At 52.0% G+C, this 25,344-nt stretch carries 17 protein-coding genes; 8 read left to right on the top strand and 9 right to left on the bottom strand.

Annotated elements, in window-relative coordinates:
• Window positions 1–4 precede the first annotated feature (4 nt).
• The 3 genes from gmhB (at window position 5) to ACO0LL_RS15900 (ending at window position 2,504) form a co-directional block, all read left to right on the top strand.
• Entirely contained in the window at window positions 5–568 is a 564-nt protein-coding gene (gmhB, locus tag ACO0LL_RS15910) for a D-glycero-beta-D-manno-heptose 1,7-bisphosphate 7-phosphatase (RefSeq protein WP_422951828.1), read from the top strand.
• A gap of 44 nt (window positions 569–612) precedes the next feature.
• Window positions 613–1,362 (top strand): lysophospholipid acyltransferase family protein, encoded by a 750-nt coding sequence (locus tag ACO0LL_RS15905; RefSeq protein WP_422951827.1) that lies wholly within the window; start codon window positions 613–615, stop codon window positions 1,360–1,362.
• 185 nt (window positions 1,363–1,547) lie between these two features.
• Window positions 1,548–2,504 (top strand): M48 family metallopeptidase, encoded by a 957-nt coding sequence (locus ACO0LL_RS15900; protein ID WP_422951826.1) that lies wholly within the window; start codon window positions 1,548–1,550, stop codon window positions 2,502–2,504.
• An 81-nt stretch (window positions 2,505–2,585) separates the two neighbouring features.
• Here the strand turns inward: ACO0LL_RS15900 and ACO0LL_RS15895 are convergent, their stop codons facing one another.
• The 5 genes from ACO0LL_RS15895 to ACO0LL_RS15875 all read right to left on the bottom strand — a co-directional run bounded on the left by ACO0LL_RS15895 (window position 2,586) and on the right by ACO0LL_RS15875 (window position 12,539).
• Window positions 2,586–3,344 carry a FecR family protein gene (locus ACO0LL_RS15895; protein WP_422951825.1) on the bottom strand — a complete coding sequence of 253 codons (759 nt, stop codon included), beginning with the start codon at window positions 3,342–3,344 and terminating at the stop codon, window positions 2,586–2,588.
• Window positions 3,313–9,480 (bottom strand): filamentous hemagglutinin N-terminal domain-containing protein, encoded by a 6,168-nt coding sequence (locus tag ACO0LL_RS15890; RefSeq protein WP_422951824.1) that lies wholly within the window; start codon window positions 9,478–9,480, stop codon window positions 3,313–3,315. The genes ACO0LL_RS15895 and ACO0LL_RS15890 overlap by 32 nt, the downstream gene beginning before the upstream one ends.
• Window positions 9,481–9,498: 18 nt before the next feature.
• Window positions 9,499–11,112, bottom strand: coding sequence for a ShlB/FhaC/HecB family hemolysin secretion/activation protein (locus ACO0LL_RS15885; RefSeq protein ID WP_422951823.1), 1,614 nt, complete (start codon window positions 11,110–11,112; stop codon window positions 9,499–9,501).
• A gap of 428 nt (window positions 11,113–11,540) precedes the next feature.
• Window positions 11,541–12,122 (bottom strand): hypothetical protein, encoded by a 582-nt coding sequence (locus tag ACO0LL_RS15880; protein WP_422951822.1) that lies wholly within the window; start codon window positions 12,120–12,122, stop codon window positions 11,541–11,543.
• Between the two features lie 21 nt (window positions 12,123–12,143).
• Window positions 12,144–12,539 carry a DUF6404 family protein gene (locus ACO0LL_RS15875; RefSeq protein ID WP_422951821.1) on the bottom strand — a complete coding sequence of 132 codons (396 nt, stop codon included), beginning with the start codon at window positions 12,537–12,539 and terminating at the stop codon, window positions 12,144–12,146.
• A gap of 421 nt (window positions 12,540–12,960) precedes the next feature.
• Here ACO0LL_RS15875 and ACO0LL_RS15870 point away from each other — a divergent pair, with 421 nt between their 5' ends.
• The 3 genes from ACO0LL_RS15870 (at window position 12,961) to ACO0LL_RS15860 (ending at window position 18,975) form a co-directional block, all read left to right on the top strand.
• On the top strand, window positions 12,961–14,109 hold the full coding sequence (locus ACO0LL_RS15870; RefSeq protein WP_422951820.1) for an acyltransferase family protein: 1,149 nt from the start codon (window positions 12,961–12,963) through the stop codon (window positions 14,107–14,109).
• 103 nt (window positions 14,110–14,212) lie between these two features.
• Window positions 14,213–15,805: a glycoside hydrolase family 10 protein gene (locus tag ACO0LL_RS15865; protein WP_422951819.1), complete on the top strand. Its 1,593-nt coding sequence runs from the start codon at window positions 14,213–14,215 to the stop codon at window positions 15,803–15,805.
• 329 nt (window positions 15,806–16,134) lie between these two features.
• Window positions 16,135–18,975: a TonB-dependent receptor domain-containing protein gene (locus ACO0LL_RS15860; RefSeq protein ID WP_422951818.1), complete on the top strand. Its 2,841-nt coding sequence runs from the start codon at window positions 16,135–16,137 to the stop codon at window positions 18,973–18,975.
• 202 nt (window positions 18,976–19,177) lie between these two features.
• Here ACO0LL_RS15860 and ACO0LL_RS15855 read toward each other — a convergent pair whose 3' ends face one another.
• Both ACO0LL_RS15855 and ACO0LL_RS15850 read right to left on the bottom strand, forming a co-directional pair.
• Window positions 19,178–20,500 (bottom strand): serpin family protein, encoded by a 1,323-nt coding sequence (locus tag ACO0LL_RS15855; RefSeq protein WP_422951817.1) that lies wholly within the window; start codon window positions 20,498–20,500, stop codon window positions 19,178–19,180.
• Between the two features lie 134 nt (window positions 20,501–20,634).
• Complete coding sequence (locus tag ACO0LL_RS15850; RefSeq protein WP_422951816.1) at window positions 20,635–21,204, bottom strand: L,D-transpeptidase family protein; 570 nt, start codon at window positions 21,202–21,204, stop codon at window positions 20,635–20,637.
• 177 nt (window positions 21,205–21,381) lie between these two features.
• Between ACO0LL_RS15850 and ACO0LL_RS15845 the strand changes: the two genes are divergently transcribed.
• Together ACO0LL_RS15845 and ACO0LL_RS15840 are read left to right on the top strand one after the other, a co-directional pair.
• Window positions 21,382–22,269: an N-acetylmuramic acid 6-phosphate etherase gene (locus ACO0LL_RS15845; protein ID WP_422951815.1), complete on the top strand. Its 888-nt coding sequence runs from the start codon at window positions 21,382–21,384 to the stop codon at window positions 22,267–22,269.
• 99 nt (window positions 22,270–22,368) lie between these two features.
• Window positions 22,369–23,271 carry a LysR family transcriptional regulator gene (locus ACO0LL_RS15840; RefSeq protein WP_422951814.1) on the top strand — a complete coding sequence of 301 codons (903 nt, stop codon included), beginning with the start codon at window positions 22,369–22,371 and terminating at the stop codon, window positions 23,269–23,271.
• On the opposite strand, the gene ACO0LL_RS15835 is transcribed toward ACO0LL_RS15840, so the two are convergent.
• Together ACO0LL_RS15835 and ACO0LL_RS15830 are read right to left on the bottom strand one after the other, a co-directional pair.
• Window positions 23,268–24,614, bottom strand: coding sequence for a serine hydrolase domain-containing protein (locus tag ACO0LL_RS15835; protein ID WP_422951813.1), 1,347 nt, complete (start codon window positions 24,612–24,614; stop codon window positions 23,268–23,270). The genes ACO0LL_RS15840 and ACO0LL_RS15835 overlap by 4 nt on opposite strands.
• Window positions 24,615–24,616: 2 nt before the next feature.
• Window positions 24,617–25,216 carry a M15 family metallopeptidase gene (locus tag ACO0LL_RS15830; RefSeq protein ID WP_422951812.1) on the bottom strand — a complete coding sequence of 200 codons (600 nt, stop codon included), beginning with the start codon at window positions 25,214–25,216 and terminating at the stop codon, window positions 24,617–24,619.
• Window positions 25,217–25,344: the final 128 nt, after the last annotated feature.

Below are 25,344 nucleotides of genomic sequence, written 5' to 3'. Positions count from 1 at the left end.
GCAGATGAAACTCATCATCCTTGACCGCGATGGCGTTATCAACCAGGATTCGGACGACTTTATCAAGTCGCCCGAAGAATGGAAGCCGATACCGGGTTCACTGCAAGCCATCGCCCGCCTTAACCAGGCGGGCTATATGGTAGTGGTAGCGACCAACCAATCTGGCATAGGTCGCAAGCTATTTGATATGGCGACGCTGAATGCCATCCATCAAAAAATGCATACCAGCGCCCAGCAAGTCGGTGCCACGATAGATGCGATTTTCTTTTGCCCGCATATGGCAGATGACAATTGCGATTGCCGCAAACCCAAGCCCGGCATGCTGCAAGAGATAGCCCGCCGCTATGACACCAATCTCAAGGGTGTGCATTGTGTGGGCGATTCCCTGCGTGACTTGCAGGCTGGCTTTGTTCTCGGTTGCAAACCCCATCTGGTACTGACCGGCAAAGGCAGCAAGACCCAGGAAAAAGGTGGCTTGCCGCCAGGTACTCAAGTCTTTGCTGACCTGGCCGCCATGGTCGATAAACTGGTGGAAAACTCGCCATCTGAATTTAATATCGCGATCTGAGTCATTGAAAAGATTCAAACCAGCATCGCTACAATGGAGACTACATGCTTAGCTTTACCCGTTTTGTTCGTTCGCTGATTTTCTTGCTGGTGATGGCAATCGTCACCATCGTCTGGGCCCCTATCAGCATGTTGTTTGCGTTTTTGCCGTACAACCAGCGCTATTACATTACAGCCCGCTGGAATGTCACCATTATCTGGGCAGCAAAAGTAATATGCGGCATACGCTACCAGACCAAGGGCTTTGAAAACTTCCCCGATGGCCCGGCCATCCTGCTGTCCAAGCATCAATCTGCCTGGGAAACCATTTTCCTGTTGATGGCAACACCGCGCCCACTGGTTTTTGTGTTCAAAAAAGAAATTACCTACATCCCTTTCTTTGGCTGGGCCATCTCCATGCTGCGTATGATCCCTATCGACCGCAGCAAGGGCAAGGATGCTTTTGCCCACGTTGTCACGCAAGGCCGCAAGCGTCTGGCTGATGGGCAATGGATCATCATGTTCCCTGAAGGTACGCGTATCGCAGTTGGCAAAAAAGGCCAGTACAAAGGTGGTGGTGCCCGTCTGGCGGTGGAGACCAATACGCCGGTCGTACCTATCGCGCTGAACTCTGGTGAATGCTGGCCCAAAAATTCTTTCACCAAATTGCCGGGTACCGTTACCGTTTCCGTTGGAAAACCTATCCCATCGAACGGCATGAATGCCGTTGAACTGATGCAGGAAGTGGAAAAATGGATAGAAGCCGAAATGCGTGTGATTTCACCGCAGGTTTATCAGTCTGAACAATCCAAATAAGCTATCGGGGCTGATGCTTGCTGTGTCAGCTCCTTCTATCTCCGCTGCAGACTCCTCTGCAAATCTCCATTTTCAGCCGTAAAAACACGAAAGCCTGAAAATAGGTCAAACTAGTGTCATGCCAGCTTAAAAATTAAGCTGAGCAGATATTCACTTGCTATTGAATCAGGATTCCCCAAGCATAAATGAAGCCCCGTATTCCCTCGATAGGCAAGGCCATACAAATGGCTTTGCAACTGGATTTATTCAGTGATTTTTTGGTGCCGGACAAATTGCGTCCTGTGCCTGCCAAGACGCCGGTGCCGGCATCAAGCCCGCTCAAAGATATCGTTCTGCGTGATGAACAGCGGCCCTACGCACCACCCGCTCCCATACCACCACCGTCTGCACCGCCACCTTCCACCTTCATCAATACCAGCAACAAGCGCCGCATCCTGATAAAGGATTATTTGCTCGAATATGATTTGCAACGTTCGAAACGGCGCAGTATAGGTTTTTTGATCAATGAAGATGGTTTGCGCATCACGGCACCGCGCTGGGTGACGATTGCCGATATAGAAACGGCGATACAGGAAAAACAAGCCTGGATATTGCGCAAGCTGACTGAGCGGCGTGAGCGTACGCAGCGCCAGCTGGAACCCACCATGCATTGGCAGGATGGGGCGAAGCTGCCATATCTGGGCGGTGAGATTACCTTGCGGATTGCCCCTGCCTCTGTCAGCGGCACGCATTTCCAGAGCGAGCAGGCCGAGTTGATTATCAACCTGCCAGCGGACGCTGGTGAGCAGCAATTGAAAGACCGGGTACAAGCCTGGCTGCAACAAGAAGCCAAGCGGGTTTTCAATGAGCGCCTGCCAGTATTTGCCGAGAAGCTCAATGTGCGCTATCAAAGCATGGCTTTGTCGGCAGCAGCAACGCGCTGGGGCTCTTGCACGTCACAAGGCAAGATACGCCTTAACTGGCGCTTGATCCATTTCTCACCAATGATTATTGATTATGTGATTGCGCATGAGCTTGCGCATTTGCGTGAGATGAACCATAGCCCTCGCTTCTGGGCAACTGTGCAGTCGGTATTTCCTGACTTTGAAGTCGCACGTAATACCTTGCGCCAGCATGCCAGTGCTGATTTGCCGGTTTTCTAAATTCAGCGACAGGGCTCTAATGAAAAACAGGATTTGCCGCTACGACAAATCCTGCCTTCATCTCAATACATAATTACTTCATTACCTTACTTCACAAATCAAACTGCCTGACTTGCTTTCATTATTGGCAGTGTCCTGATTCAGGCTCACAGGAAAATTACCGGGTAGTGAAAATTGCATGCCTGGGTTGTTAGGCAAAAGAATTGGTGGTCTCGTAAAGCTGATCGCAAAACCAAATTGACCGGCTGTGACATCGATGTTGCCCGCATCATTTTTCAGGAAGACTGTGCCATCCAGGACTTGCACATATAAACCAGGCGCGCGTGGCCCTTTACCCTGAGCGTCTGCAGTACCTGAGCCAGGCTGGTTCGCGTCCTGAGGCACAAACTCTGCGATGAAGATAGTGCCGCGTATGCCTATCGATGCCGTTGGTGTATTCAGGCCAAATCTTTCTTTATTGCGCTTGCCGAGTAAGCCGGTGACAGCACGCAAGCCGCCCTTGATCAGGGTCATGGTAAAGCCATCATTATTGGGCTTGTCTTCTTCAAAAGAAAACTGGTCTATCTTGATCTGGGTACTTGGGCGCAAGACGATTTCACTATTATCGGCAAACTTGATGCGGGCATACGTATCTTTCTCGGCAATCAGGGTATCGCCCTGCTCTATGCCAGACTGCAGGGACAATACCTTGACCGTGCCATCTGCCTTCTTGGCGATCAATGGCCCGCTGAGATGGGTCACCGTGCCCGCGATCTGCGCAGCAAAACTCAGTGCGCAGCTCAGGCACAGTGCTGCAATAAGGAGAAACTTAATTGCAGTAGAGTTTTTTATCTGTAGCATTTTTTAATACTCCGTTATCCCTGATACCGCTAAAACTGCTTCTTTGTTCGAACCTGGTTTCCCTGCCGGAATCACTGCCACTATCGAAGAAACTGCCAGGATTGCTGATAGCGTTAGTGATGAACAAGGTAGAACTGACAAAGTTATTAAGCGCAAAATTAATCGTGTTGTTCAGGATATTGCCAGTCCTGAGATCACCTATGGGCAAGACCAGTGAACAGCCCAGCAAGACTGGATTGATGGCGCACTGTGCCTGGGTAGGCAACACAGCAGCGCAACCTGGCAAACCCGGATTAGCTGCGCAACTGGCCATCGAAGGCAAGACAGCAGAGCAACCGGGTGTCGCTGGATTGGCAGTACATGCAGCCAGACCAGGTAAGACCGCGCTGCAACCTGGCGTCGATGGCGAACCTACGCAAATGGCCAGGCCAGGCAACACCGCACTACAACCGGGCAGGCCAGGGCTGGCAGTACAAGCAGCCAGGGTAGGCAAGACGGCAGAACAACCCGCCGTGGATGGATTAGCGGTACATACTGCCAGCGTCGGCAATACGGCACTGCAACCTGCCTGCGCTGGATTGGCAGTACAACTTGCAAAGCCAGGCAAGACAGCAGAACAACCTGGCGTAGCCGGATTGGCAGTACATGCACTCAGGCTGGGCAAAACAACACTACAGCCTGGCAGCGTAGGTGTTGCAGTACAGGATGCCAGTGTAGGCAAGACATTGCTGCAACCAGCCAGCGCAGGTGTGGCAATACAGGCGCTCAGGCTAGGCAAGACCACACTGCAGCCAGGCAGGCTTGGAGTAGCCGCACATGCCGCAACCGATGGCAGCACAGATGAACAGCCTGCCAAACCAGGGTTGGCGATACAAGCGGTCAAGCTAGGCAGGATAGATGAACAACCAGCCAGGGCCGGGTTGGCTGTACATGCTGCCAGCGTTGGCAAGACTACACTGCAACCCGACAGCGATGGGTTGGCAAGGCATGCAGTCAGCGTCGGCAACACATTGCTGCAACCTGCCAGCGTTGGTGTGGCAATACAGGCACTGAGGCTGGGCAAGACAGCGCTGCAACCTGGCAGGCTAGGGCTGGCGGTACATGCTGCCAGCGTTGGTAAAACAGCAGCGCAACCAGCCAGAGACGGGTTGGCCACGCATGCTGTCAACGTTGGCAATACACTGCTGCAACCTGCCAGCGTCGGTGTGGCGATGCAGGATGCCAGCGTCGGCAATACAGCACTGCAACCAGCCAGGCTGCTGTTGGCGATGCAGGCAGACAGGCTGGGCAAGACCGCAGAACAGCCAGGCAAAGTCGGGCTGGCAGTACAGGCCGCAACCGATGGCAAGACAGCCGAGCAGCCAGCGATGTTAGGTGATACCAGGCAGGCTGCCAGTGCAGGCAAGACCACACTGCAACCCTGGATACTGGGGTTGGCAGTACATTGTGTCAGGCTAGGCAACACTGCACTGCAACCTGGCTGGCCGGAATTGCTTATGCATGAGCTCAGACTAGGCAAAATAGAGCTGCAACCGGATATGGAAGGATTCGCCAGACAAGCCGACAAACTTGGCAGGACTACGCTGCAACCTGCGAGATTCGGATTGGCCAGGCAACTACTGAGGCTGGGCAATACATTTGAACAACCAAATTGCGAAGGATTGGCAATGCAGGAACTCAGGCTGGGTAAGACTACACTGCAACCTGCCAGCGTAGGGTTGGCCTGACAGGCTGCGACACTAGGCAAGACCACGCTACAACCCGGCAAAGATGGATTGCTGATACAGGCGGTCAAGCCAGGCAGCACAGAGCTGCACCCTGGCGTAGAAGGGTTGGCAATACATTGAGACAAAGTAGGCAGCGAGCCCCCGTTCAGGAAAGCTTGCTGCGTCACGCTACCACCACTGACATTGCCTGAAATCAGTATCGCGTCGCCTGCCTTGAGCAAAATACTACCGCTGGTAGTGACCGAACCAGTGCTGCCTACCGTGAGTTTATCGGTAGTGCTGCCGCTGGCACCCGCTTCAAGGGTAATGTTACCGCCATTAGAACTGGCAACAGTGCCATTGACTGTTAATGGGCTATGTGCCACCAGGCTGATATTGCCCGCCTTGCTGCGTACCGCATCGGTGCTGTCCAGCGTGATCGCCCCAATATTGTCGATGAGGATATTGCCAGTACTGCCAGTGCCACTTTGCTGCACATTGCGGAGATTCAAGGCACCGGTATTTTTGATGTTGATATCCGTGTTGGCACCTGTGTTATTCGCCAGCAGAACAGGCACACTGGTTTTCAAGCCTGTGCTATTTCCTATACCGCCATTGGCAGTCGCGTCCAGCGCACCACCAGTGATGGTATTGCCATTCACCTGGGTAATTGCCCCTGTAGGAGCGGCCAGAGTGGCCGTGCCGCTACCACTGTTCACATTGGCACCGAGTGCGATGTTGCCGGCATTGGCTGTCAGATACAAGTTACCGGTTGTAGCGATACCATCCAGACTATATGAGACTGAGCCATTAGCACCGCTTAATGTGCTGACATTAATACCCTGGGTATTCACAAAGCTCATGCTGGTATTACTCTTGGCCGCCAGATTGCTAATGAAATTCGGGACATTCAGGGCGATGCTGTTACCAGCGACCAGGCCAAGGTCTTGTACGGTAATCGAATTAGACTGTGTAATATCGCCACCGGTCAGCAAGCCTATGCGTGTCGTTGTCAGATGCTTGATATCGGTAGCAGCACTGGTATTGGTATCGGTGATGCTAACAACAGCAATAGAACCTGATGCATTGCCAGCATCCGCACTGCCTATCGAAATAGTGGGGGCAGTGACTTTATACAAATTGGTCACACTCAGGCAAGGCCCCACAACACATGTACCAGAGCCAACAGTAATGGCACGCCCGGTAGTAAATGGGCGTACACCAAAATCACCGGCAGTCACGCCGCCAGGGCCGGCGAGGGAAAGTTGATCGGCGACGAAACCGACTTTGCCAGTACCTGCACTGACATTATTCGACAGCGACAATAAACCTACGCCCGCATTCAAAGTGACCGCCTGGTTATTGGTCGTAATACCAACGGTGGAAGAGACTGTGCTGACAGTCAGATTACCGGAAGTAACAGCTGTCAGGCTACCACTACCGAGGCCGCTCTGATTGAGGTCTGCCGCGATCGAGCTGAAGCTGTTACTTGCATTGCTCAGATTAACCGAGCCTTTAGCTTGCACCGCCAGACCAGAAGTTGTGATCGCACCACCTGCTGCCTGTGTGATACCAGCATCAGAAGTCAGAACAACACTGGATGGCGCATTAATACCACCATAGCCATCCACCGTAGTCACATTGATGGGGTTGACTGAGCGGTACAAGAAACTGCCGGTACTGGAAGAACCTGAAATAACACCTGTTGCATTTGCCTCGGTCAGGGTGACGCTATAGCCACGCGCCTGCACCGAACTGGCACCATCAATAGTGGCACCAGCTTGCTGAATAATTGTACCTCCAGAATTAAGGCTGAGTGAGGTACTGATATTTTGCAAGGCACCTCCTGCACCTGAACCCAGGACTCCTTTGATATCAATACTGCTGCCACTTATGTTGCCGACTCTTAGTCGTGCGGCAGTAATGTTGTTCAATTCAGCAGCAGACAATTCCAGGGTGCCGGTAGCAACATTACTTGTCCCGGTTGCCAGGTGAATGGTGCCGATTGCATTTGAATCCAAGGTCACGGTGCCACTGCCAGCATTGACTGTACCCAGCAAATCCATCTTGTCTGATTTGAGTAAAATGGCAGCACCAGAGCTATTGATCTGTGTGCCCGATGCGGTACTGGTCATGGCACCAGCGTCAGTTGCCTGCAAAGTGATGGCGCCGCCACCGCTATTAATAGTGCCGCCAGCATTCAAATTGATACCGCCCTGGCCGTTCACATTGAGCAAGCCATTATTGGTCAGTACAGGTGCGTTGATTTGCGTAGTAAAGCCAGTAGGAGAACTCAGGTAAATTGCACCACCTGAAGTTTGCTGTTTAACGCCATAACCGGTTCCGCCCACATCATTGATGACCAGGTTGGCGCCATTGCTGGCGATGCGGATATCGCCACTGCCAGTATTAAGCGCATTCACCCTGGTAGCCTGCACTCCCATATAGTCTGTTGAAGTATTACCGTGCAAGCCAGTCACTGCGCTCAGCTTCAAATCTTTGGCATAAATGATGCTGCCGTTTTGTTGCGTGATATCTGCACCGGAAGTAATCGTGACATTGCCACTGGCAGAGGAATTGCCCCGGGCATCGGCACCGCCGGTACCAACATTCACATAACCAGTACTGTTGATCAGGATATCGCCACCAACACCAACCGTACCCGGTGTTGTTTGTAGTGTTTTGAAGATCGTGTTGCCACTGGCACTGGTACTGATCTGGCTGCTGTTGCTGGTCAACCTGGCTACCACGATATCGGCAGTTTGCGGTGAAACACCAGTGCCAGTTTGCAACGTGATCGTACCTGTACCACTGGTCTTGATTTCCAGATTGGGGTCTGCAGCCGTCAGATTAATGCCCCGGGTAGCGCTGACATCGGTAGATGCATTGCGGGTTCTGAGCGTGATGTTGGAATTGCTGGGCAACGATATCGAACTACCGAAAAAAGCACCACTCGTATCAATATAATTTGTCGCCTCAAGCACGATATTTGTGCCTGGTGTCAAGCCCTGCAATTCTGATTGAAATACAGTAGTCGGGCCACTATCGGCAAAATTGATAGTACCTATCGCCGACCCCTGAAATGTCCCTACACCGTCAGATGCACCGTCATTGGTGCCGCCAGCAATAGTAATCGACGACGGGTCAAGCAATAAGGTCCCTGCCTTGCCACGGGCCGCGCCCACGTTTACTTTCGCATGAAAATCCAGGCTTTGCTTGCCTGAAGTTTCTACAAAACCGCCATTTCCGCTTTGTGCCCCGCCCTGTGCAGAAATACTGCCATTCACTCTTGTCACTTCGTCCGACCAGACGACGACTTTGCCGCCATCACCAACCTTGACAGCATCTGCACTGATTTTGGCATCGCTGGACACAAAAGCACGCTTGGCATTCATGACGGAAGGATTATCGCCATGGTAATCACCGCCTACCAGAACCTGGCCACCACCGGTGTCGCCGCTGGCATCCACCTGGGCATTACCAGCCAGTGCTACACGTTGACCAAGCACTTGTATATCGCCGCCCTTGCCTTTGCCAGTTGCCGTGGTTGTGCTGCCAGCATCAAGTATGGTATCTCCACTGGCCTTGAAATAAATCCTGCCGTTTTCACCTACAACGGCACTGTTGGCACTGACCAGGCCACGCTGGCTGATCAGACCACCATAAATCCCGACCTTGCCGCCCTGGGCAATGACTTGCCCCAGGTTGACTGCCTGATCAGCATTGGCGCTGACTACCACGTGTACATCCGGGTTGGCTGAATCAACCAGCTTCACCGAGCGCCCTGCTGCCAGCAAGACCTCACCCTTGGGTGAAGTGATGATGCCGCTGTTTTCTACATCCGGCGCGATCAGGTAAACCTGGCCGCCAGACGGCGTTGTGATTGCGCCCTGGTTACTGACTTTGCCTGCTATAGTACCGGCATTGAAATTCAGTTTGCCAGCCTTGAAATCGGCATCGCTCATGCCCAGGCTGGAGACGGTCAGGCCATTGACATCAACCTGCGCGCCCTTGCCAAACAGAATGCCATTCGGGTTAATCAAAAACACCCGTCCATTCGACTGCAAGGTACCCAGTATCTGGGTGGGATTCTGGCCTATGATGCGGTTCAATACCGTGCTATTGGCACTCTCTTGTATGAAGCGGGTAGTCTCACCGGCATTGATGAAAAAATCCTGCCAGTTGATGATTGCACCTGGCGTATTGGTGATGGTATAGACCTTGCCATCCTGATTGAAGATGACCTTGCCATTGATGATCTGCGGCCCTACGGGATTTGCATGGGCCAGGCTGGCAATGAAACCCGTACCAAAACATGCTGCCAGCAAAACCGGCATAAGCCGGGGGAGCAATCTCGGTAACGAGACCTGCTTCAAGTCCGATCGCAATACTGATACAGATTGAGCGAACATATCGATTTCTTTTCTCATGCTCTTCCTCATCCATCATTAATAGTTGATGCCCAGCCTGACATGCAAACGCCTGTCATCTTTGCTCAATTCATCCGGCGCATGCAGCGACTTGCCATAGTCCATCTGCAGCGACATCATGCGCGACATGGCCAGCCTGACACCTATGCCTACACTGGAAAGGGAAGCCGAACTCTGCTCCCCAGGCAGCGCCTTGTTACGCGACAGATGGGCAGCGTCATAAAAGCCAAGTAACTGGCATTGGGTAAAACTGGCACTGAAACCGGCACACAGGTTAGGGGTATAAATTTCTGCACTGATCAGAGTGCCATAGTCATTGGCCAGCGCCCGTTCAGTAAAGCCCCGCACACTGCTGGCACCACCGGCACCGAACTGCTCACCCGGGACCAGGCTGTCCCTCGTATATTGACCACTGAGCATGAGCTTCAATTGCCAGGCTGCTGGCAATACCTTGCTATAACCAAAGCCGTAGCGCAGGATGCTGTAACCAGCAGTCGCGCCACTGCGCACTCGCTGGAAATCTTCGGTCTTGCCCTTTTCACCGCCGGGCAGATTGTGTATTGCTGTCACATAGGCATTTGTCTCACCTGCCGTGGAATTCAGGCTGGCGGCATAGCTGATACTGATGGGGTGGACAGTGACATCATTACCCAGTTGTATGCCTTGCAGGGCCACATTGTTCTTGAAAGCCTTATAGTCCCAGCCAAAGCTCAGACGCGAATCAAAATCTTCACTGCGGCCCAGATTGAAGTTATAACGCCCGCCTACGACAGAACCACGGCCACTGACATTGAGGTCAAAGATACCAGCCGAGACTGAGCCTGAATCAACATTCGAATAGCTCGCATACAAATCCACACTGTCACCACGTTCATACAGTGGCAAATGGTAGCCAACACCAAACACCGCGTATTTACTCGGTTTTTGCAGGGTGGTCGTGTATTGCAGGCTGAGTACATCATCATGCCCGCTGACATTGGCATGCTGGAACAACAAGCCCAGATGTGACTTGCCGGTATTGCTGTCACCGGCATTATCCACAGTTGCCCCAACTGTCCAGGGTTTGCTGTCGGTGACATTCAGGACAGCATTGACTTCGCCTTCCTGATTCGATGTCTCGAATTGCAAACTGGTTTTTTTGGCGGGATTTTCATTTGCCGTCTTCAGGCTCTCAGACAGCTTTTTAATATTGGGGGTATCACCTGTGCGCAACTGGGGCAGGCTGCGTTTGATATTGTCACTGTCGAAATGTCGGTTGCCCTTGACACTGACACTGGCAATGCGTGCCTGCACGACGATGAATTTAACGACGCCCTGGTTCAATTCCTGCTCAGGCAAGACCACCTGCACCAGACTGTAACCTTTCTGGCGATAAGCTTTTTCCAGTGCTTCGAGTGCCCTTTGCACATCGGCAAAACTGCGGCCCTTGCCGGCATATGGTGCCAGCAGGCTATCGAGTGCAGCAGCACTCAGCAAATTATTGCCTTTGACATCGTAACGGCTGATATCAAAACGCCCAATGACGCTATCGGTATCCTGCGCCGCCAGTGGCTGGCTAAGCCCCAATGCCATGGCGAATAGCAGGCTGAGGCTAAGACGGGATTTGACGTGCTTGTTCTTCAACGGTCTCATACTAAGATTTCCCAGTTACTGAGTCGTGCCATACCAAGTTTTTTATGTGCGGAGCCTGGCCAGCCTCCGCGATGTACTGATTTATGCTGATTGTGCTGATATTGCTTGTCGACTTCTATTTTTATATCGAATTCTGTGCTGAAGATGCGCGCAAAAAACTGCGGCTGAAATGTCTGCTTACAAGTATCCTGCAATCCAATAAGCACTACAAGCACTATGTTGTTATTTCAAACATGCTGTCTTATTTTGCATTCGGGAAATTTAAAACTGATGCGCTTTATTCAGATTAAAGCGCAGAAATATGAATGTGAGAGGTTTAAATGCGAGAAAAATGCGAGAAATTGGAATGTGTGAAATTTGGACTTCGTGAAGTTAAAACAGAAAATTGATGGACGGGTAGTTATGAACGAATAATTATGGACGTGTAATTATGGACGAATAGCGCGGCGCTTCACTTTCCCGTCTTTGCTTTCGATAATGTGATCAAATTCATCGACACTAAAACTGCGGGTAATCGTCAGCGACGGGCAACACATGGCATCACCTGAAGTCATTTCCTTGCCCTTCAGAGTGACGAAGCCCTGATTGATGCTGACACTATTAAAGTCAAAGGAGCGCCAGCCACGCTCCCCCAGCTTGGCAACAGCCACCAGCAGATAGGGCCTGGTATGTTTGCCGGCTACTTCAAATTGTTCCTGTTCGGTAAAAAAGGCGATGAATTCTGCATGATGGTTGCCGCCACCATATCCTTCGAGATTGAACAGCAGAACAGCGTCATGTTGATGGTCGCCAAACAAATTTCCATAGACGATACGGGCAGGGTTTTCGCTATAAGTTTCTGCAATGCCATCGCTAAACTGTGCGATCAGCCTTTCTAGCTCAAGCTGCATTGCTGTCTGTTGCGCTGTTGATGCCGTCACCGCCGCACGAACTGGCGTTGAAGCAGCCTGAACAGTTGTGCAGACAAGCAGCGTGAAGCTGCACAGCAAAGTGGAAAGAAAATACTTCATGCCATCATCAATCATCATCCATCAGGCGAGGTTGTCAGGCTTGAACTCTTGCCAGGATGGCAGCCCATGCTTGCGTTTGCCATGCGCATAATAGCTGGCTAGGGCCAGACCAAACAGAATACCGGCAATCCCTGCGGAATTCAGCATGGCAGTGGCTGACATGGCCGTTTTGGACCAGACAAAAAAGTACATCAATGCGCCCCAGCCTATGGCATAAAAGCTGCCAGAAAACAGCGCGTTTTGCCAGAACTGGGCGAAGTGTGGCGGCGGAACATCAAAACCCATACGCCACAACAGCCTCAAGTAAGGTGGCGCATAATTGCTGCGCATGATGCCGGTTTTTTCCAGCAACTTTAAGGCTGCCTGGCGTTTGAGCTCTTTACTATTTCCACGATTGTCTGATTCAGTGGTATTCATCTGTGTGCTTATCAAGAAAAACGATACAAGTGCGTAACTGACTTGTTTGACTCATAAAAACGCCTACAATAAAACTGCACTTTAATATTGGATTATAGGCAACTTAAAGCTTGCCTGGAGCTTTTCCGGTATAGATAAACGACAAAAGAATAAATACTTTTGGCCTTGCTGCCAGGCAGGCTGTTGAAAATATTGATTTACAGAAAGAAACCCAAAACCAGTAAAGGCAGCGAATAACCCAGGCTTATATCTGATGAATAAAAAGTCAATCGCAGTTAACTGGTATTAGTGTCTATGATGTATGTAATCCTTCTTTCCTCGTTGGATTAACTCTCATGACTCCCCCAAGACGAACGAGATTTTCAAGGGCGCGCAAGCGCCCTTTTTTTCAGCTGGTGTTTAGTTGGCATTACCCATTGCGATGAATAAATCAAGACTACTGTCACTCGATGCATTTCGCGGCTTCACCATTGCCAGCATGTTCCTGGTGAATAATCCGGGTGACTGGGGACAATTGTACCCACCACTTGAACATGCCGCCTGGTCAGGCTGGACTTTTACTGACTGTATTTTCCCTTTCTTCCTGTTCATCGTCGGCATTTCTCTGCATATCTCGTTGCATCAGAAATTGATGTCTGGCTATGCCCAGGGGCAGTTGTTCAGGCAAACTGCCAAACGGGCTTTTTGGATATTCCTGATTGGCCTGACGCTGAACCTGATACCCAGCTTTGATTTCCAGTCTGTACGCATCCCTGGCGTTTTACAGCGCATCGCCCTGTGCACTCTGCTGGCCGCGCCAATACTGATTTATTGTGGCTGGAAATGGCAGGCAATCTGGACTGGCATACTCTTCACCGTATATTCCATCCTCATGTTAGCCGTATCTGTACCGGATGTTGACGGCGTCTGGGCAAGAGGCATACTGGAACCGGGGCGCGATGCCGGTGCCTGGCTGGACCGGCTCTTGCTCGACGGGCACTTATGGAAACGCGCAAAAACCTGGGATCCTGAGGGCGTGCTGAGCAGCCTGCCCGCCGTCTGCAGTGTAATCTTTGGTGCATGGGCCGGACGCTGGCTCAGCAGCAAGCAGGATGCTGCTACCAAAACTGCCTGGTTCTTTGTCACAGGCCTGGCTTGCCTGGCAATTGGTGTGGTACTGGATACCTTGTTCATGCCCATCAATAAAAGCCTGTGGACACCCTCTTACAGTATTTTCATGACAGGCTGGGCACTGATCAGCTTTGCCTGTTTTTACTGGCTGCTGGATGGCAATCCCTCAGCCATGCTAAAAAAGTCCATGGCAAAGCTCTGTCATCCCTTTGTCATGTATGGCATGAATGCCCTGTTCCTGTTCACCCTGTCTGGCCTGATTGCCAAAATGCTGGGGTTTATCCATGTAGATCAGGCAGATGGCACTAAACCCAGCCTGCAGGCGTTTATCTATGCACCGATCAAGGCTCTGCCCATGAATGCCGTCAATGCCTCCCTGCTGTATGCAATACTGTTTAATCTGCTGATGTTGCTGATCGCCTGGGCAATGTGGAAGAAACGCTGGTTTGTCAAAGTGTAATGCAGTAGCATCTCAGGTCTTTCGCTCTTTATTGCATTATTAGTCCGGCTTATCCATGTTTTCGTTACCCCCCACGTCAAGACCTGCTTTTACTTTGTCTAATTTGAAAATTGCTCTTCAAGGTTTCAAGTTGCCTGCGCTGGCCGCATCTGCGTGTGCACTGATGCTTGCCTGTACTACAGCAACGCCGCCAGCAAAGCCCCAGCCCAAACCTGTCGTAGTCGATCTGACCATCATCCCGCAAAATGCTCTGGTCAATTACCCTGTGCAAGTCAAAGACGCGCCGCCCTTGCCGCGTGAATTCCGCGCTGCCTGGGTATCTACCGTAGCGAATATAGACTGGCCCTCACGCCGTGACCTGAGCACAGAAAAACAAAAGAACGAAGTCCTCACCATACTCGACAATGCGGTGCAGTTGAAACTGAATGCCATCGTCTTGCAGGTGCGCCCGGCGGCGGATGCCATCTATCCATCCATGATAGAACCCTGGTCAGAGTTTTTGACCGGTGAGCAAGGACGGCCACCTTCACCTTATTACGACCCTCTGCAATTCTGGGTGGAGCAAGCTCACGCACGCGGCCTGGAATTGCATGCCTGGTTCAACCCCTACCGTTCCCGCACCGCGCAATCCAAAATGGCGCTGGCGACCAACCATATCAGCAAGCTGGCACCGCAAGTTGTGAAGAATTATGGTGACCTGCAATGGATGGACCCGGGTGAACCGCTGGCGATGCAGCAAACCCTGAATGTCATCAGTGACGTGGTGCGCCGTTATGATGTCGATGGCATCCATATCGACGATTATTTCTACCCTTACCCAGTCAAGGGCAGCAATGGCGCAGAGCAGGATTTCCCTGACGACCCGTCCTGGGTAGCTTATCTGCAGTCTGGCGGCAAACTGGCGCGTGCCGACTGGCGCCGTGATAATGTCAACCGCCTGGTAGAAGCAGTCAACCAGCGCGTACATCTGGAAAAACCCTGGGTGAAATTTGGTATCAGCCCGTTTGGCATAGGCAGGCCAGACCGCTTACCACCCGGCATTGCCGGTTTCAGTCAATATGACAAGCTGTATGCAGATGTAGAACTGTGGCTGGCCAAAGGCTGGCTCGATTATCTGGCGCCGCAACTTTACTGGCCGATCAACCAGGGGCCGCAAGCTTTCAAGGTCTTGCATGATTACTGGCTGGCCCAGAACCCCACTGGCAAGCATATCTGGCCGGGTTTATATACTAGCCGCATAGACAATACAGACAAATCCTGGCCTGCTGATGAAATCCTGAACCAGGTCGATGCCTTGCGTGAAAAGGCCGGTAATGGCCATATCCACTTCAGCATGGCAGCGCTGAACCAGAACCGCAAAGACATACGCAAACGACTGGCGAGCGAGAAATACACGTCCCAGTCGCTGGTCCCCGCCAGCCCCTGGCTGGACAGCAGCCCACCTGCCAGCGCTGTGCTGGAAGCCAGTGCCGACAAGAAATCATTACGCGTGCAACTGAGCTATACCAGCAACACCCGCTTGCTGGCGATCTGGAAGCGTACAGACCAGCAATGGCTGTTCTCTGTGGTGCCTGCCCAGAACATGAGCATAGACATCAGCGATGACCCTCAGCTAGGGGCTATCCGGCAAGTCACGGTGTCAGCCATCAGCCGTACCGGAGTAGAAGGCGTGCGTGCCAGTTATAGCCCGCCCTGAAGTCAGGTTGACATAAATCCAACCAGCAAGTGTGGTTTTTAGATACGTATGAACAGTCTTGTCCATACGTATTTTTCTTTGGCGTACGCGCGGTTTTTCCTGTGAAATCAGTATCCGCACTGGCTAACACGTCAGCCATGGCAAACCCCATATCTTTTGGTTATCGCCCGTCATGATATTTTCATTTGTCACGTATTGTGACAAAACCCTAGTCTGGAACATATAAACATACACATAAAATTTATATCAATTCAAAGCAGCGACCAGAATTGAGCATAAACAAATACCGAGCTCACAATATCAATGTCGTACGACCCAAGGAGAGACCAGTGAAGTTAAAGACCATAGCCAGGTGCATCGCCCTGATAGGCATGTCTGCAGGTGCCAGCGGATGGGTGCAGGCGCAGGAACAACCTGCTCCATCACCGCAAAGGGTAGAAATTACCGGTAGTAGCATCAAGCGTATTGCCTCCGAAGGTGCTTTGCCGATTGAGGTCATTACCCGCAAGCAACTCGAAGCTGCGGGCATCGTCACTGCCGAACAATTTATCGCCAACCTGAATATCAATGGCAATGGCTCTGACAATCTGGCCAGTAACGCTGACGTTACCTCCGGTGCCCAGCGCGGTAATAACGGCGCATCTTCCGCCAACCTGCGTGGTCAGGGTGCTGACAGCACGCTGGTGCTCTTGAATGGCCGTCGCGTTGCCACCCATGGCATGAAGGGTTCGGCAGTTGACTTGAATTCCATCCCCATGGCTGCAGTGGAGAGAATCGAAGTCTTGAAAGATGGAGCCTCTGCGATCTACGGTACCGATGCAATTGGTGGCGTCATCAATTTCATCCTGCGCAAGAATTACAATGGTCTGGAAGCCCAGGCCTTCACCGATATCTCCCAGCAAGGTGGCGGCAATATCAAGCGCATGTCCATAGTTGGTGGCTTTGGTGACCTCGAAAATGATCACTACAATGTTCTGCTGACAGCGACCCACAGCGAGAACGATGCATTGCGTGGCGACCAGCGTGATTTTGTGAATACCTTCCAGCCCAACCGTGGTTTGTCGGTAGATACCCGTGGTACACCGAATGCGACTGTATTTGCCACCTCACTGGCAAACACTATACTCAGCAACAAGAGCAATAGTGGCCCGGTCTTCCCTGGTACTACCCAGGTCATGAATGCCATCAACGTATTGAACTTGCCGGGTGGTGCAGGTTGTAGCGCTGTCGATGGCATGGCGGCATATGATGCCAAGCTGTGGGATGTGGCATCTTCCAAATATGCCTGCGCCTGGGACACAGGCCGCGCTGCGGTGCTGCAACAGCCTGTCAAGAACGATAACTTTGTCGCCCGTGCCACGTTCAAGATAGGCACACACCAGTTATTTGCCGAAGCAGTTGGCTCCCAGGTTGAAGTGTCAAAACGCTTTTCACCTAACCAGGTATCGCCGGGCACCAACTTCCCTGCGTCTTCATTTTATCCAAGCACAGGTTCTGCCTATAACGATGTATTCAATGCCATCGTGGCAGTATTCCCCAGCATAGAAGCCAATCGCGGTGCGCCTATTGCCTACCGCTGGCGTTGTATGGAATGCGGCAACCGTGAAATCTCTACCCGTACAGAAGCTGGCCGCCTGCAACTGGGTGCTGATGGACAGATAGGAAAATGGGATTATCGCGTTGGCCTGTCGCGTGCCTATAGTGAGTCTGAATCCAAACTGGGCACTGGCTATAACTACACCGTCGCGCTGGCAAATGCCCTGGGTACAGGCATCATCAATCCTTTCCTGAAGCCTGGTGAAAAGCAATCGCAAGCTGCGCTTGACCTGATCAACAGCACCTCAGCCGCAGGTGTCACACTGTACGGTGGTAAAACGACGCTGACCCAGGCTGATGCCGCATTGTCTGGCGAAATCTGGCAATTGCCTGCCGGTGCTGTCATGGCTGCAGTAGGTACTGACTTGCGCAAGGAAGAATATACTTTCAATGGCGACGCAAGAGCATCCAGCGTCCGCCCTGCCATCCTGAATGCGCCATTTGATGACAGCAATGCCTTGCCTAAAGTCAGCCGTGACATACGCGCCGTGTATGCCGAGGTACTGGTACCGGTCTTGAAATCACTGGAAGTCACCGTTGCAGGCCGCCAGGATCATTACTCTGGTTTTGGCAGCACTTTCAATCCCAAGGTAAGTTTCCGTTATACACCGACAGATACGCTGCTGTTCCGTGGTTCGTACAACACAGGCTTCCGTGCGCCGTCATTCAACCAGTTGTTTAACGGTATTACTGACTCACCTTACGCCGGTAAAGACCTGGCCGATCCGGCCACCTGCCCAACGCTGAAGGTCGATAGCAGCAAGCCTGGGTGTGCCGCCATCACGCCGAATATCCTGACTGGCGGTAAAACCACGCTGGGCCCTGAAAAAGCCAAACAAGCTACGGTAGGTGTGGTGTGGGCCCCAAGCAGTAACTTCAGTGCCAATGCCGATATCTGGGAAATCCGCAAGGAAAATTCCATCACCACCATAGACCTGACCACGATGCTGCAAAACTATGATCTGTTCAGGGATCAGTTCTTGCGTGACAGCACAGGCGCATTGGCTTTCGTTGATCAGCGCTGGGTCAATGCCGGTTCCAGCATCACCCGTGGTGTGGAAGTTGGCGCCAAAGCGAATGGTGCAATTTTCAATGGCAAATGGGCTGCCGGTCTGGATGGCTCTTATTTACTGGAGAAAAAATCCCGCCCTATGGCTAACGCACCTTATGGCGAAAGCGAAGTTGGCCGCTTCACCTTCACCGGTGACCTTGGTCTGAGATGGAAGCACACGGCTTTTGTCAATTACACCCAGGGTGACTGGACAGGTACCTTCACGCAGATTTACCGTGCTGGCTACAAAGACCAGGTCTTGCCTGGCGTACAGAATGGCCTGGTCATGCCATCGAACTACAATCCGAATGTCAAAGCCTACATCATCTACAACATGAGTGTGACTTATAGCGGCATCAAGAACCTGACACTGACTGCCGGTTTGAAAAACATCTTCAATACCGACCCGCCATTTGCCATCACTTATGACAGCAATACCGGTGCAGGCAGCTCCTGGGAACCACGCGTAGCTGACCCACGTGGCCGTGCATTTACTTTACTGGCGAATTACAAGTTCAAGTAAAACGAATAGTAACGAGCTAAAACAAAAATCCCCTGGCATCAATCAATGCCAGGGGATTTTTTTGACCAAAATTAATGCCTCTATTTCAGGACTTACGCAAAATTGTCCCAGCAAGGCGCCAGCGACGAAGACAGTACTTTAGTACCGAATTTTACAAATACTGGAGCTGCAACGCAGCTGGGGCGGTTTTGCGTATGTCGTTTTAACTCGCAGCAGGATTCATGAGTTTACCCATGAAAATGATGAGACCAGTCTGCCTGTCCCTGATCATGAACAGGAAAGGACGATCCAGTGTCAGCTTCAAGGGTTGAGTCACATTGATACTGGTGACACCAATCAATACACCCGTAGCAGCGGCAGCTTCTGTGCCCTTCTCATCAACATTGATGAAGGCCTTGTGCACGACACCAGAAATCGACAATTCGCGGTTACCGCTTATCCCGGAAAAATCTGCCTTGCTTGCATCAAATGCAGCGCCCATGCCCAGAGAGCTCAAACTGGAATTCATCGCCGGGCTGGCACTAAAGTTAAACTTGGGCATGCTCAAGGCAACGTAATTGTCTTTCAAGCCTGTCGTAATGTCGCTGACAGTAGTGCTACTCAAACCCTGGATAAAACTGTCAAACTTGCCCGCATCAGGCACGATGACCAGCATGGCCAGTTTGTTATCGATGTAGGGCAGTTCCACCGCCTGATAGCCCTTACCCTGCACATAAGGGAAATTGCTGGTCAGATTCATGAAAGGCAGATTTTTCACGCTACCTTTACGGTCAGTGAAATCCTGGTTTCTCGTCGCCTCTTTGGTAAATGGCTGCGCCCAGTCTGACTTGAACCAGATAGCATTTGTCAGCACCACGCGGGTCTGTGATGAAACGCCACCGGCAGGTATCAAGTCCTTGATTTTTTGCTGGGTCTGGTCTGCCACCCAGTTATTGATTGTCAGGCGTGAGGGCTCTGCAGCACCGACAAAATCCTGCAAGTTCACGGCAGCACCAAAATTCACGCTGAGTGCATCAAGGTAGCTGCTTTGCAGGCTGTAACCCTGCTGTGCCCACAGGGCATTGGCAATGTTTAAATTAGGTAATTGCGCATTTGGTTTGGCTGCGGTCGAGGTTTTATCTGCCAGCAGTAAATCAAGGCGATTCAAGGCAGGTTGCAAACGGCTTTGCTGCAGTTGGAAAGCCAGGGCCTTTTCCATATCACTGAGGGTATCGCCCTTGGCACCGGCTGCTGCCATCTCCAGTGCCAGTGTGAGGCTATACGGTGAATACACCAGATTGCTATCGCCCTGCGGATCCAGCAATGGCAGGATTTTGAGAGCAAACTCAGTATTTCCTGCAACGGCGGCGGCCAGATCAGCGTCGCTGGCTTGCGGGGCGACATTGCGCGTCAGCGTGGATTTGGCTGTACTGACAGCCTGGGGTTTACTGGTATCAGGAATGTTGGCGGTGGCTGCAGTGCCTGCCCCGCCACAGGCAGAAACCAGAGCAAGTAGCAAGCTTGAGCATAGGAGTGTAGGACGCATATTGAGCTTTCAATTAAGCTGTCAGAATAGAAACACCTGATCATGATACGCCCGGCCTCATCCTGAATCAGCTCAAAAATGTACTCAAATTGTCATCAAATTGTAAATCCTGAAAGATATTTCCAAATAAACAATCAAGATGTTGTGCTACCTGCCGGCTGTTCAAGCACATCCACCACCGCACCAACCCCCACCCGCTCAAACAATTCAGCAATATCTACCGAGCGCATACGTATGCAGCCATAGCTGGCAGGTGTGCCCAGCAGGCTTTCCTGTGGCGTACCGTGGATATAGATAAAGCGCGGATAGGCATTGCGGTTGCGCACTTCGGTGCCGCGCAACCACAGTATGCGCGTCACCACTGGGTCACGCCCAGGTGCGTCTGCAGCCACAATCTCGCCGGTAGGCTTGCGGTCTTTGAAAACTGAACCCAGCGGCACGCCAGCCCCGATTTTCTCGACGATCTGCATGCGGCCACCCGGCGTCATATAACTGTCTGGCATATCGCCTATACCGCGTTTGGCGGTAGAAATGACATAGGTTGCGACTGGCTTGCCATCCTCCAGCAACACCATTTTTTGTTCAGGAACTGAGATGATCAATTGATGGCGGGTATCACCACCTTGCAACCAGCCCCACTGGCAGGCGGATAGCAGCAAGCTGGCAGCCAGTATCAATATCAAGTGACGACGAAGAATTTGCATTCTTATTTGCATTGTTTATCTGTGCTTTAACGATAAGCCAGCATAAGCTGATCAAAGAGCATCTGCAAATAATTCATGCAGCCGCATGCATTACCTGAAGTTATGGGCCGGGTATCAGCTTTCATTTGTACTCTGCGGGCAGAGGACATAAGGTAATGAAAGAAAAGGAATCAAGCCATGCTGAATACAGAAGCACCAAGCGTTAACCACACCGGACTGGATTTATACCCGACCACGCAACTGGTTGATGCCTTCATTGATGATCAGTTCAATGCCATACGTGCAGTCAGCCTGGCCGCGGCACAAATCGCGGCGGCTGTGGATGCCGCCGCGCCACGCATACTCGCAGGTGGCCGTCTGGTGTATGTGGGTGCCGGCACTTCTGGCCGTCTGGGCGTGCTGGATGGCGTGGAATTATTGCCAACCTTCTCATGGCCAAACGAGCGCGCTTTGTCCTTGCTGGCAGGTGGCAAGCAAGCCATGTTTGTCGCGGTCGAAGGTGCAGAAGATAATGCTGACCAAGGTGCAAAAGAAATCCAGGAACTGGGTTTGACGGCCAATGATGTAGTGATGCTGATTGCCGCATCCGGTGCCACGCCTTATGTACTGGGTGCCTTGCAGGCTGCGCGCCAGACTGGAGCCCTGACCATAGGCTTTGCCAATAATCCTGGCGCACCTGTGACTTTGCAGGCCGAGATAGGTATCACCCTGGATACCGGTAGTGAAGTGATTTCAGGCAGTACCCGCCTGAAAGCAGGCACCTCACAAAAAGTCGCCCTGAACAGTTTTTCCAGCGCCTTGATGGTCCGTTTGCACAAGGTCTATGGCAACCTCATGGTGGATGTCAAACCGACCAATGTCAAACTGCTCAGGCGCACCGTTGCCCTGACTATGCATGCGACTGGCCGGGATGAAGCACATTGCCGCCGCATACTGGAAGAATGTGATTTCCACGTCAAGACGGCGATACTGGCTATCCTGAGCAACATCAGCGTGACAGCCGCACATGCCAAATTGCTGGCCTGCGGTGACGACCTGCGTCTTGCCCTGCATAGCAGACCATAAAGCCACAAGCCGCAAGCCACAAACCGCGGCAATAAGCGCGACAACATCCCCTGTCAGGCGTTACAATCAAGCTCGATTTTTGCTGAATGGACTTTCACCATGCGTTTGCGTCATATCGAAGTTTTTCATGCCATCATGCAGGCAGGCACGATCAGCGGTGCTGCACAATTGTTGAATATTTCACAGCCAGCCGCGACCAAGGTCTTGCAGCATTGCGAAATACAGTTGGGCCTGAAACTGTTCGAGCGCATCAAGGGCAAGCTGCATCCGACACCAGAAGCGCACAAGCTGTTTGCTGAAGTCGATAAACTGAACCGTGATTTGCAATCAGTACGCAGGCTGGCCAGCAACTTGAAAAATCATCCTGACGAGGCAGTCAGGCTGGCATCAACACCGACCCTGTCGATTACGGTAGTGCCCACCGCACTGGCCGCCTGGCGCAAGAAATTTGGCAATGTGCATTGCACACTGGCGACCCATCACACCAGCGAAATCGTCAATGCCCTGTTGCTCGGCGACGTAGATTTTGCGCTGTCATTGTACGACCCCTGCCACCCGAATATCGCATCTGAGCCCTTGATACGCGGCAGCATGACTGCCATCGCACCGCTGGGTAGCTGGGCAAAGAACCTGGATAATACTGCCCTGCCCGTTGCCGACCTGCCCAAGAACCTGATTGCGCTGGACCTTGACGACCATCTCGTCAGCCGCGTCATGGATGCCTGCGAAGAGCAGGGCCTGAGCTTTACTTCTTATACCGTAGTGCAGACCTACTTGCTGGCCAGGACGCTGGTGGAGCTGGGTGCTGGCGCAGCCGTCATTGATCCCTTTACTGCCGCCACATCTGACCATAGCAAAGTACAATGCCGCCCGTTGTCGCCGAATGTACCTGTGGATTTATATTTATTGACGGTAAAATCTACACCACTGTCACGCTCTGCGCGCGCATTTGTAGAATGCATCAAGGAAGCTGGAACTGAGTTTATTGCCCGTACCAGCTAAAACAGAGTGTAAAGCGATGTCTGTATCTGTTCTTCCCAGATACTAAGGCTGGAATAGATACCAGGATTTTTTTCCGGGTCAGCCGCAACACCGCCTATGACATAGATAATGCCATTGCGTGTTGCCGGGTCAAACAGGAAGGCCGATTGCAAGCCATAGGCAAAGCCCAGATGGCCAACCGGCTTGAAGGCAGGACGGGCCTGTACCAGCCTGTCGCCAGAATGCGCAGCGCTGGTGTCAGTGAAACGCTGAAAACCCAGCCCCCAGGATAGAAACAGGCCACGGTAATCATCACCATTGTGGGTCTTTGCGTCGTAACGCCACTGCTCTGATGTCAAAGCCCTGACGCTGGCAGGTTTTAGCAAACGCACGCCATCAAGCTCCCCCTCGTTCATGAGCATCTGCATGATGCGGCTCAAACCCTGTACGCTGATGCGCAAACCGCCTTGCGGGCTGGACAGGGTGGCATTCGTGCCTGGCCGGTAGTTTTCCAATTGTCTTTTAAGCAGAGGTTTATTGCGAAAATCATCTGTCTGCGCCACCCAGGGGCCTTGCGGATTCCAGACTTCATTCGCCTGCTTGCGGTATAAAACAGCCAGCCGCGACAAGGCATCTACCGACAAAAGTTCAGGGTGATACGCGCCTTCTATCTGCAAGGGATGCAAGACCAGATTTTGCATGAGCAGATCAAAGCGCTGGCCGCTGACGGCTTCCATGACAGTGCCGAGCACGCCCCAGTTCAAATTCACATAATCAAAATAAAAACCAGGGGCAAAGTTCTCTCCCGGTTTGGCTGTCGCCGGATCAGCCCATTGCAAACCTTGCGCATAATTCTTGCCGCCCGGCTGCAAAAAACTCTGCATGCTGACATCTGTCGGGAAATTATAGCCGCCGTCATCCCGCAGGGATGAAGTATGACTGAGCAGCATGCGGGTAGTAATCACTTTATCTGGATAATGCGGGTTCCTGAGTTTGAAACCCAGGTAGTTGCTGATATCGGCATCCAGGTCAAGCTTGCCCTGCTCTACCAGGCACATCGCACCTATGGCCGCCACCATCTTGGAGACCGATGCAACGCGAAACAGGGTTTGGCTGTCAGCAGACAGGCTATTGGCGGGGTTTTGTAGGTCTATATAGCGCTGACCAAACTGTTGCTGATAAACGACTTTACCAGCCTTGATTGCCAGTACAGACAGGCTGGAAAGCGCTTTATCTGGCTGCGCGACAATCGTAGCCAATTGCTGCGTTACCAGTTGTTCAGATGCCGGATTGACTTGCGCCATGGCCGTGCTTGCCATCAAGGATAAAAGCAATAGCACATATCGAACAGGATAAGACTTCATCCTCAGTCTATGCGCAAATAGGTTTCACGCACGACCACCGGGTCGCCACAATTGAAATGCCACCATTCGCTATTGATGCCTCTGAAACCACCATGTGCCATTGCTGCCCGCAATATGCCGCGCTGGTCCAGCTGGTGCTGGGTGAGCTGGCCTTCCGCCAGCATTCTTTGTTCGAGTGCAGGATGGGATTTTTCTTCAAGGGCATCAAAGCCGCTACCCATATCCAGTTCCTTGCCATCGGCATCGATAAGCGTGACATCCACCGCCATGCCAAAGGAGTGGATGGAACCCCGTGCCGGGTCGGCGACATACATGCGCAAGGGTGTGCCATCCAGGTGCTGCCACAGCATTTCCTGCACGCGGTGCGGTCGCAGGGCGTCCAGTACCAGGATGCGCAAGTCAGGGTGATGTTCATGCAACCAGTTGACCGCAGCCTGCAGTGCAGCTACCGCTTCGCGGTGCAGCCAGCTACAGTCAAGATCACCATATAACTCACGACCGACAAAATTGTCAGCACCGACATAACGTAAATCGATAACTATGCCGCTGACGGTGTCGAGCCGGCAAAAATCAGGATGATCAGCAATCAATTCACAACGCACACATTCTCCACACAACAGAGTTTTTCATAATCGCAGCATAGGGTGAGTCACCAGCACCTGCCAATGAAAACTTACCGATGACATATAACCAGATGGAATGATCAGGTTTTGAACTTCCATCAGACTAT

The sequence above is a fragment of the Undibacterium sp. TC4M20W genome (assembly GCF_049340245.1).
GTDB lineage: Bacteria > Pseudomonadota > Gammaproteobacteria > Burkholderiales > Burkholderiaceae_D > Undibacterium.
This window is presented reverse-complemented; position numbering and strand designations above follow the sequence as displayed.

Coding starts and splice junctions, on each gene's coding strand:
- gmhB (WP_422951828.1), top strand. CDS start 5: ATGAAACTCATCATCCTTGACCGCGATGGCGTTATCAACCAGGATTCG.
- ACO0LL_RS15905 (WP_422951827.1), top strand. CDS start 613: ATGCTTAGCTTTACCCGTTTTGTTCGTTCGCTGATTTTCTTGCTGGTG.
- ACO0LL_RS15900 (WP_422951826.1), top strand. CDS start 1,548: ATGAAGCCCCGTATTCCCTCGATAGGCAAGGCCATACAAATGGCTTTG.
- ACO0LL_RS15895 (WP_422951825.1), bottom strand. CDS start 3,344: ATGCTACAGATAAAAAACTCTACTGCAATTAAGTTTCTCCTTATTGCA.
- ACO0LL_RS15890 (WP_422951824.1), bottom strand. CDS start 9,480: ATGAGAAAAGAAATCGATATGTTCGCTCAATCTGTATCAGTATTGCGA.
- ACO0LL_RS15885 (WP_422951823.1), bottom strand. CDS start 11,112: ATGAGACCGTTGAAGAACAAGCACGTCAAATCCCGTCTTAGCCTCAGC.
- ACO0LL_RS15880 (WP_422951822.1), bottom strand. CDS start 12,122: ATGAAGTATTTTCTTTCCACTTTGCTGTGCAGCTTCACGCTGCTTGTC.
- ACO0LL_RS15875 (WP_422951821.1), bottom strand. CDS start 12,539: ATGAATACCACTGAATCAGACAATCGTGGAAATAGTAAAGAGCTCAAA.
- ACO0LL_RS15870 (WP_422951820.1), top strand. CDS start 12,961: ATGAATAAATCAAGACTACTGTCACTCGATGCATTTCGCGGCTTCACC.
- ACO0LL_RS15855 (WP_422951817.1), bottom strand. CDS start 20,500: ATGCGTCCTACACTCCTATGCTCAAGCTTGCTACTTGCTCTGGTTTCT.
- ACO0LL_RS15850 (WP_422951816.1), bottom strand. CDS start 21,204: ATGCAAATTCTTCGTCGTCACTTGATATTGATACTGGCTGCCAGCTTG.
- ACO0LL_RS15845 (WP_422951815.1), top strand. CDS start 21,382: ATGCTGAATACAGAAGCACCAAGCGTTAACCACACCGGACTGGATTTA.
- ACO0LL_RS15840 (WP_422951814.1), top strand. CDS start 22,369: ATGCGTTTGCGTCATATCGAAGTTTTTCATGCCATCATGCAGGCAGGC.
- ACO0LL_RS15835 (WP_422951813.1), bottom strand. CDS start 24,614: ATGAAGTCTTATCCTGTTCGATATGTGCTATTGCTTTTATCCTTGATG.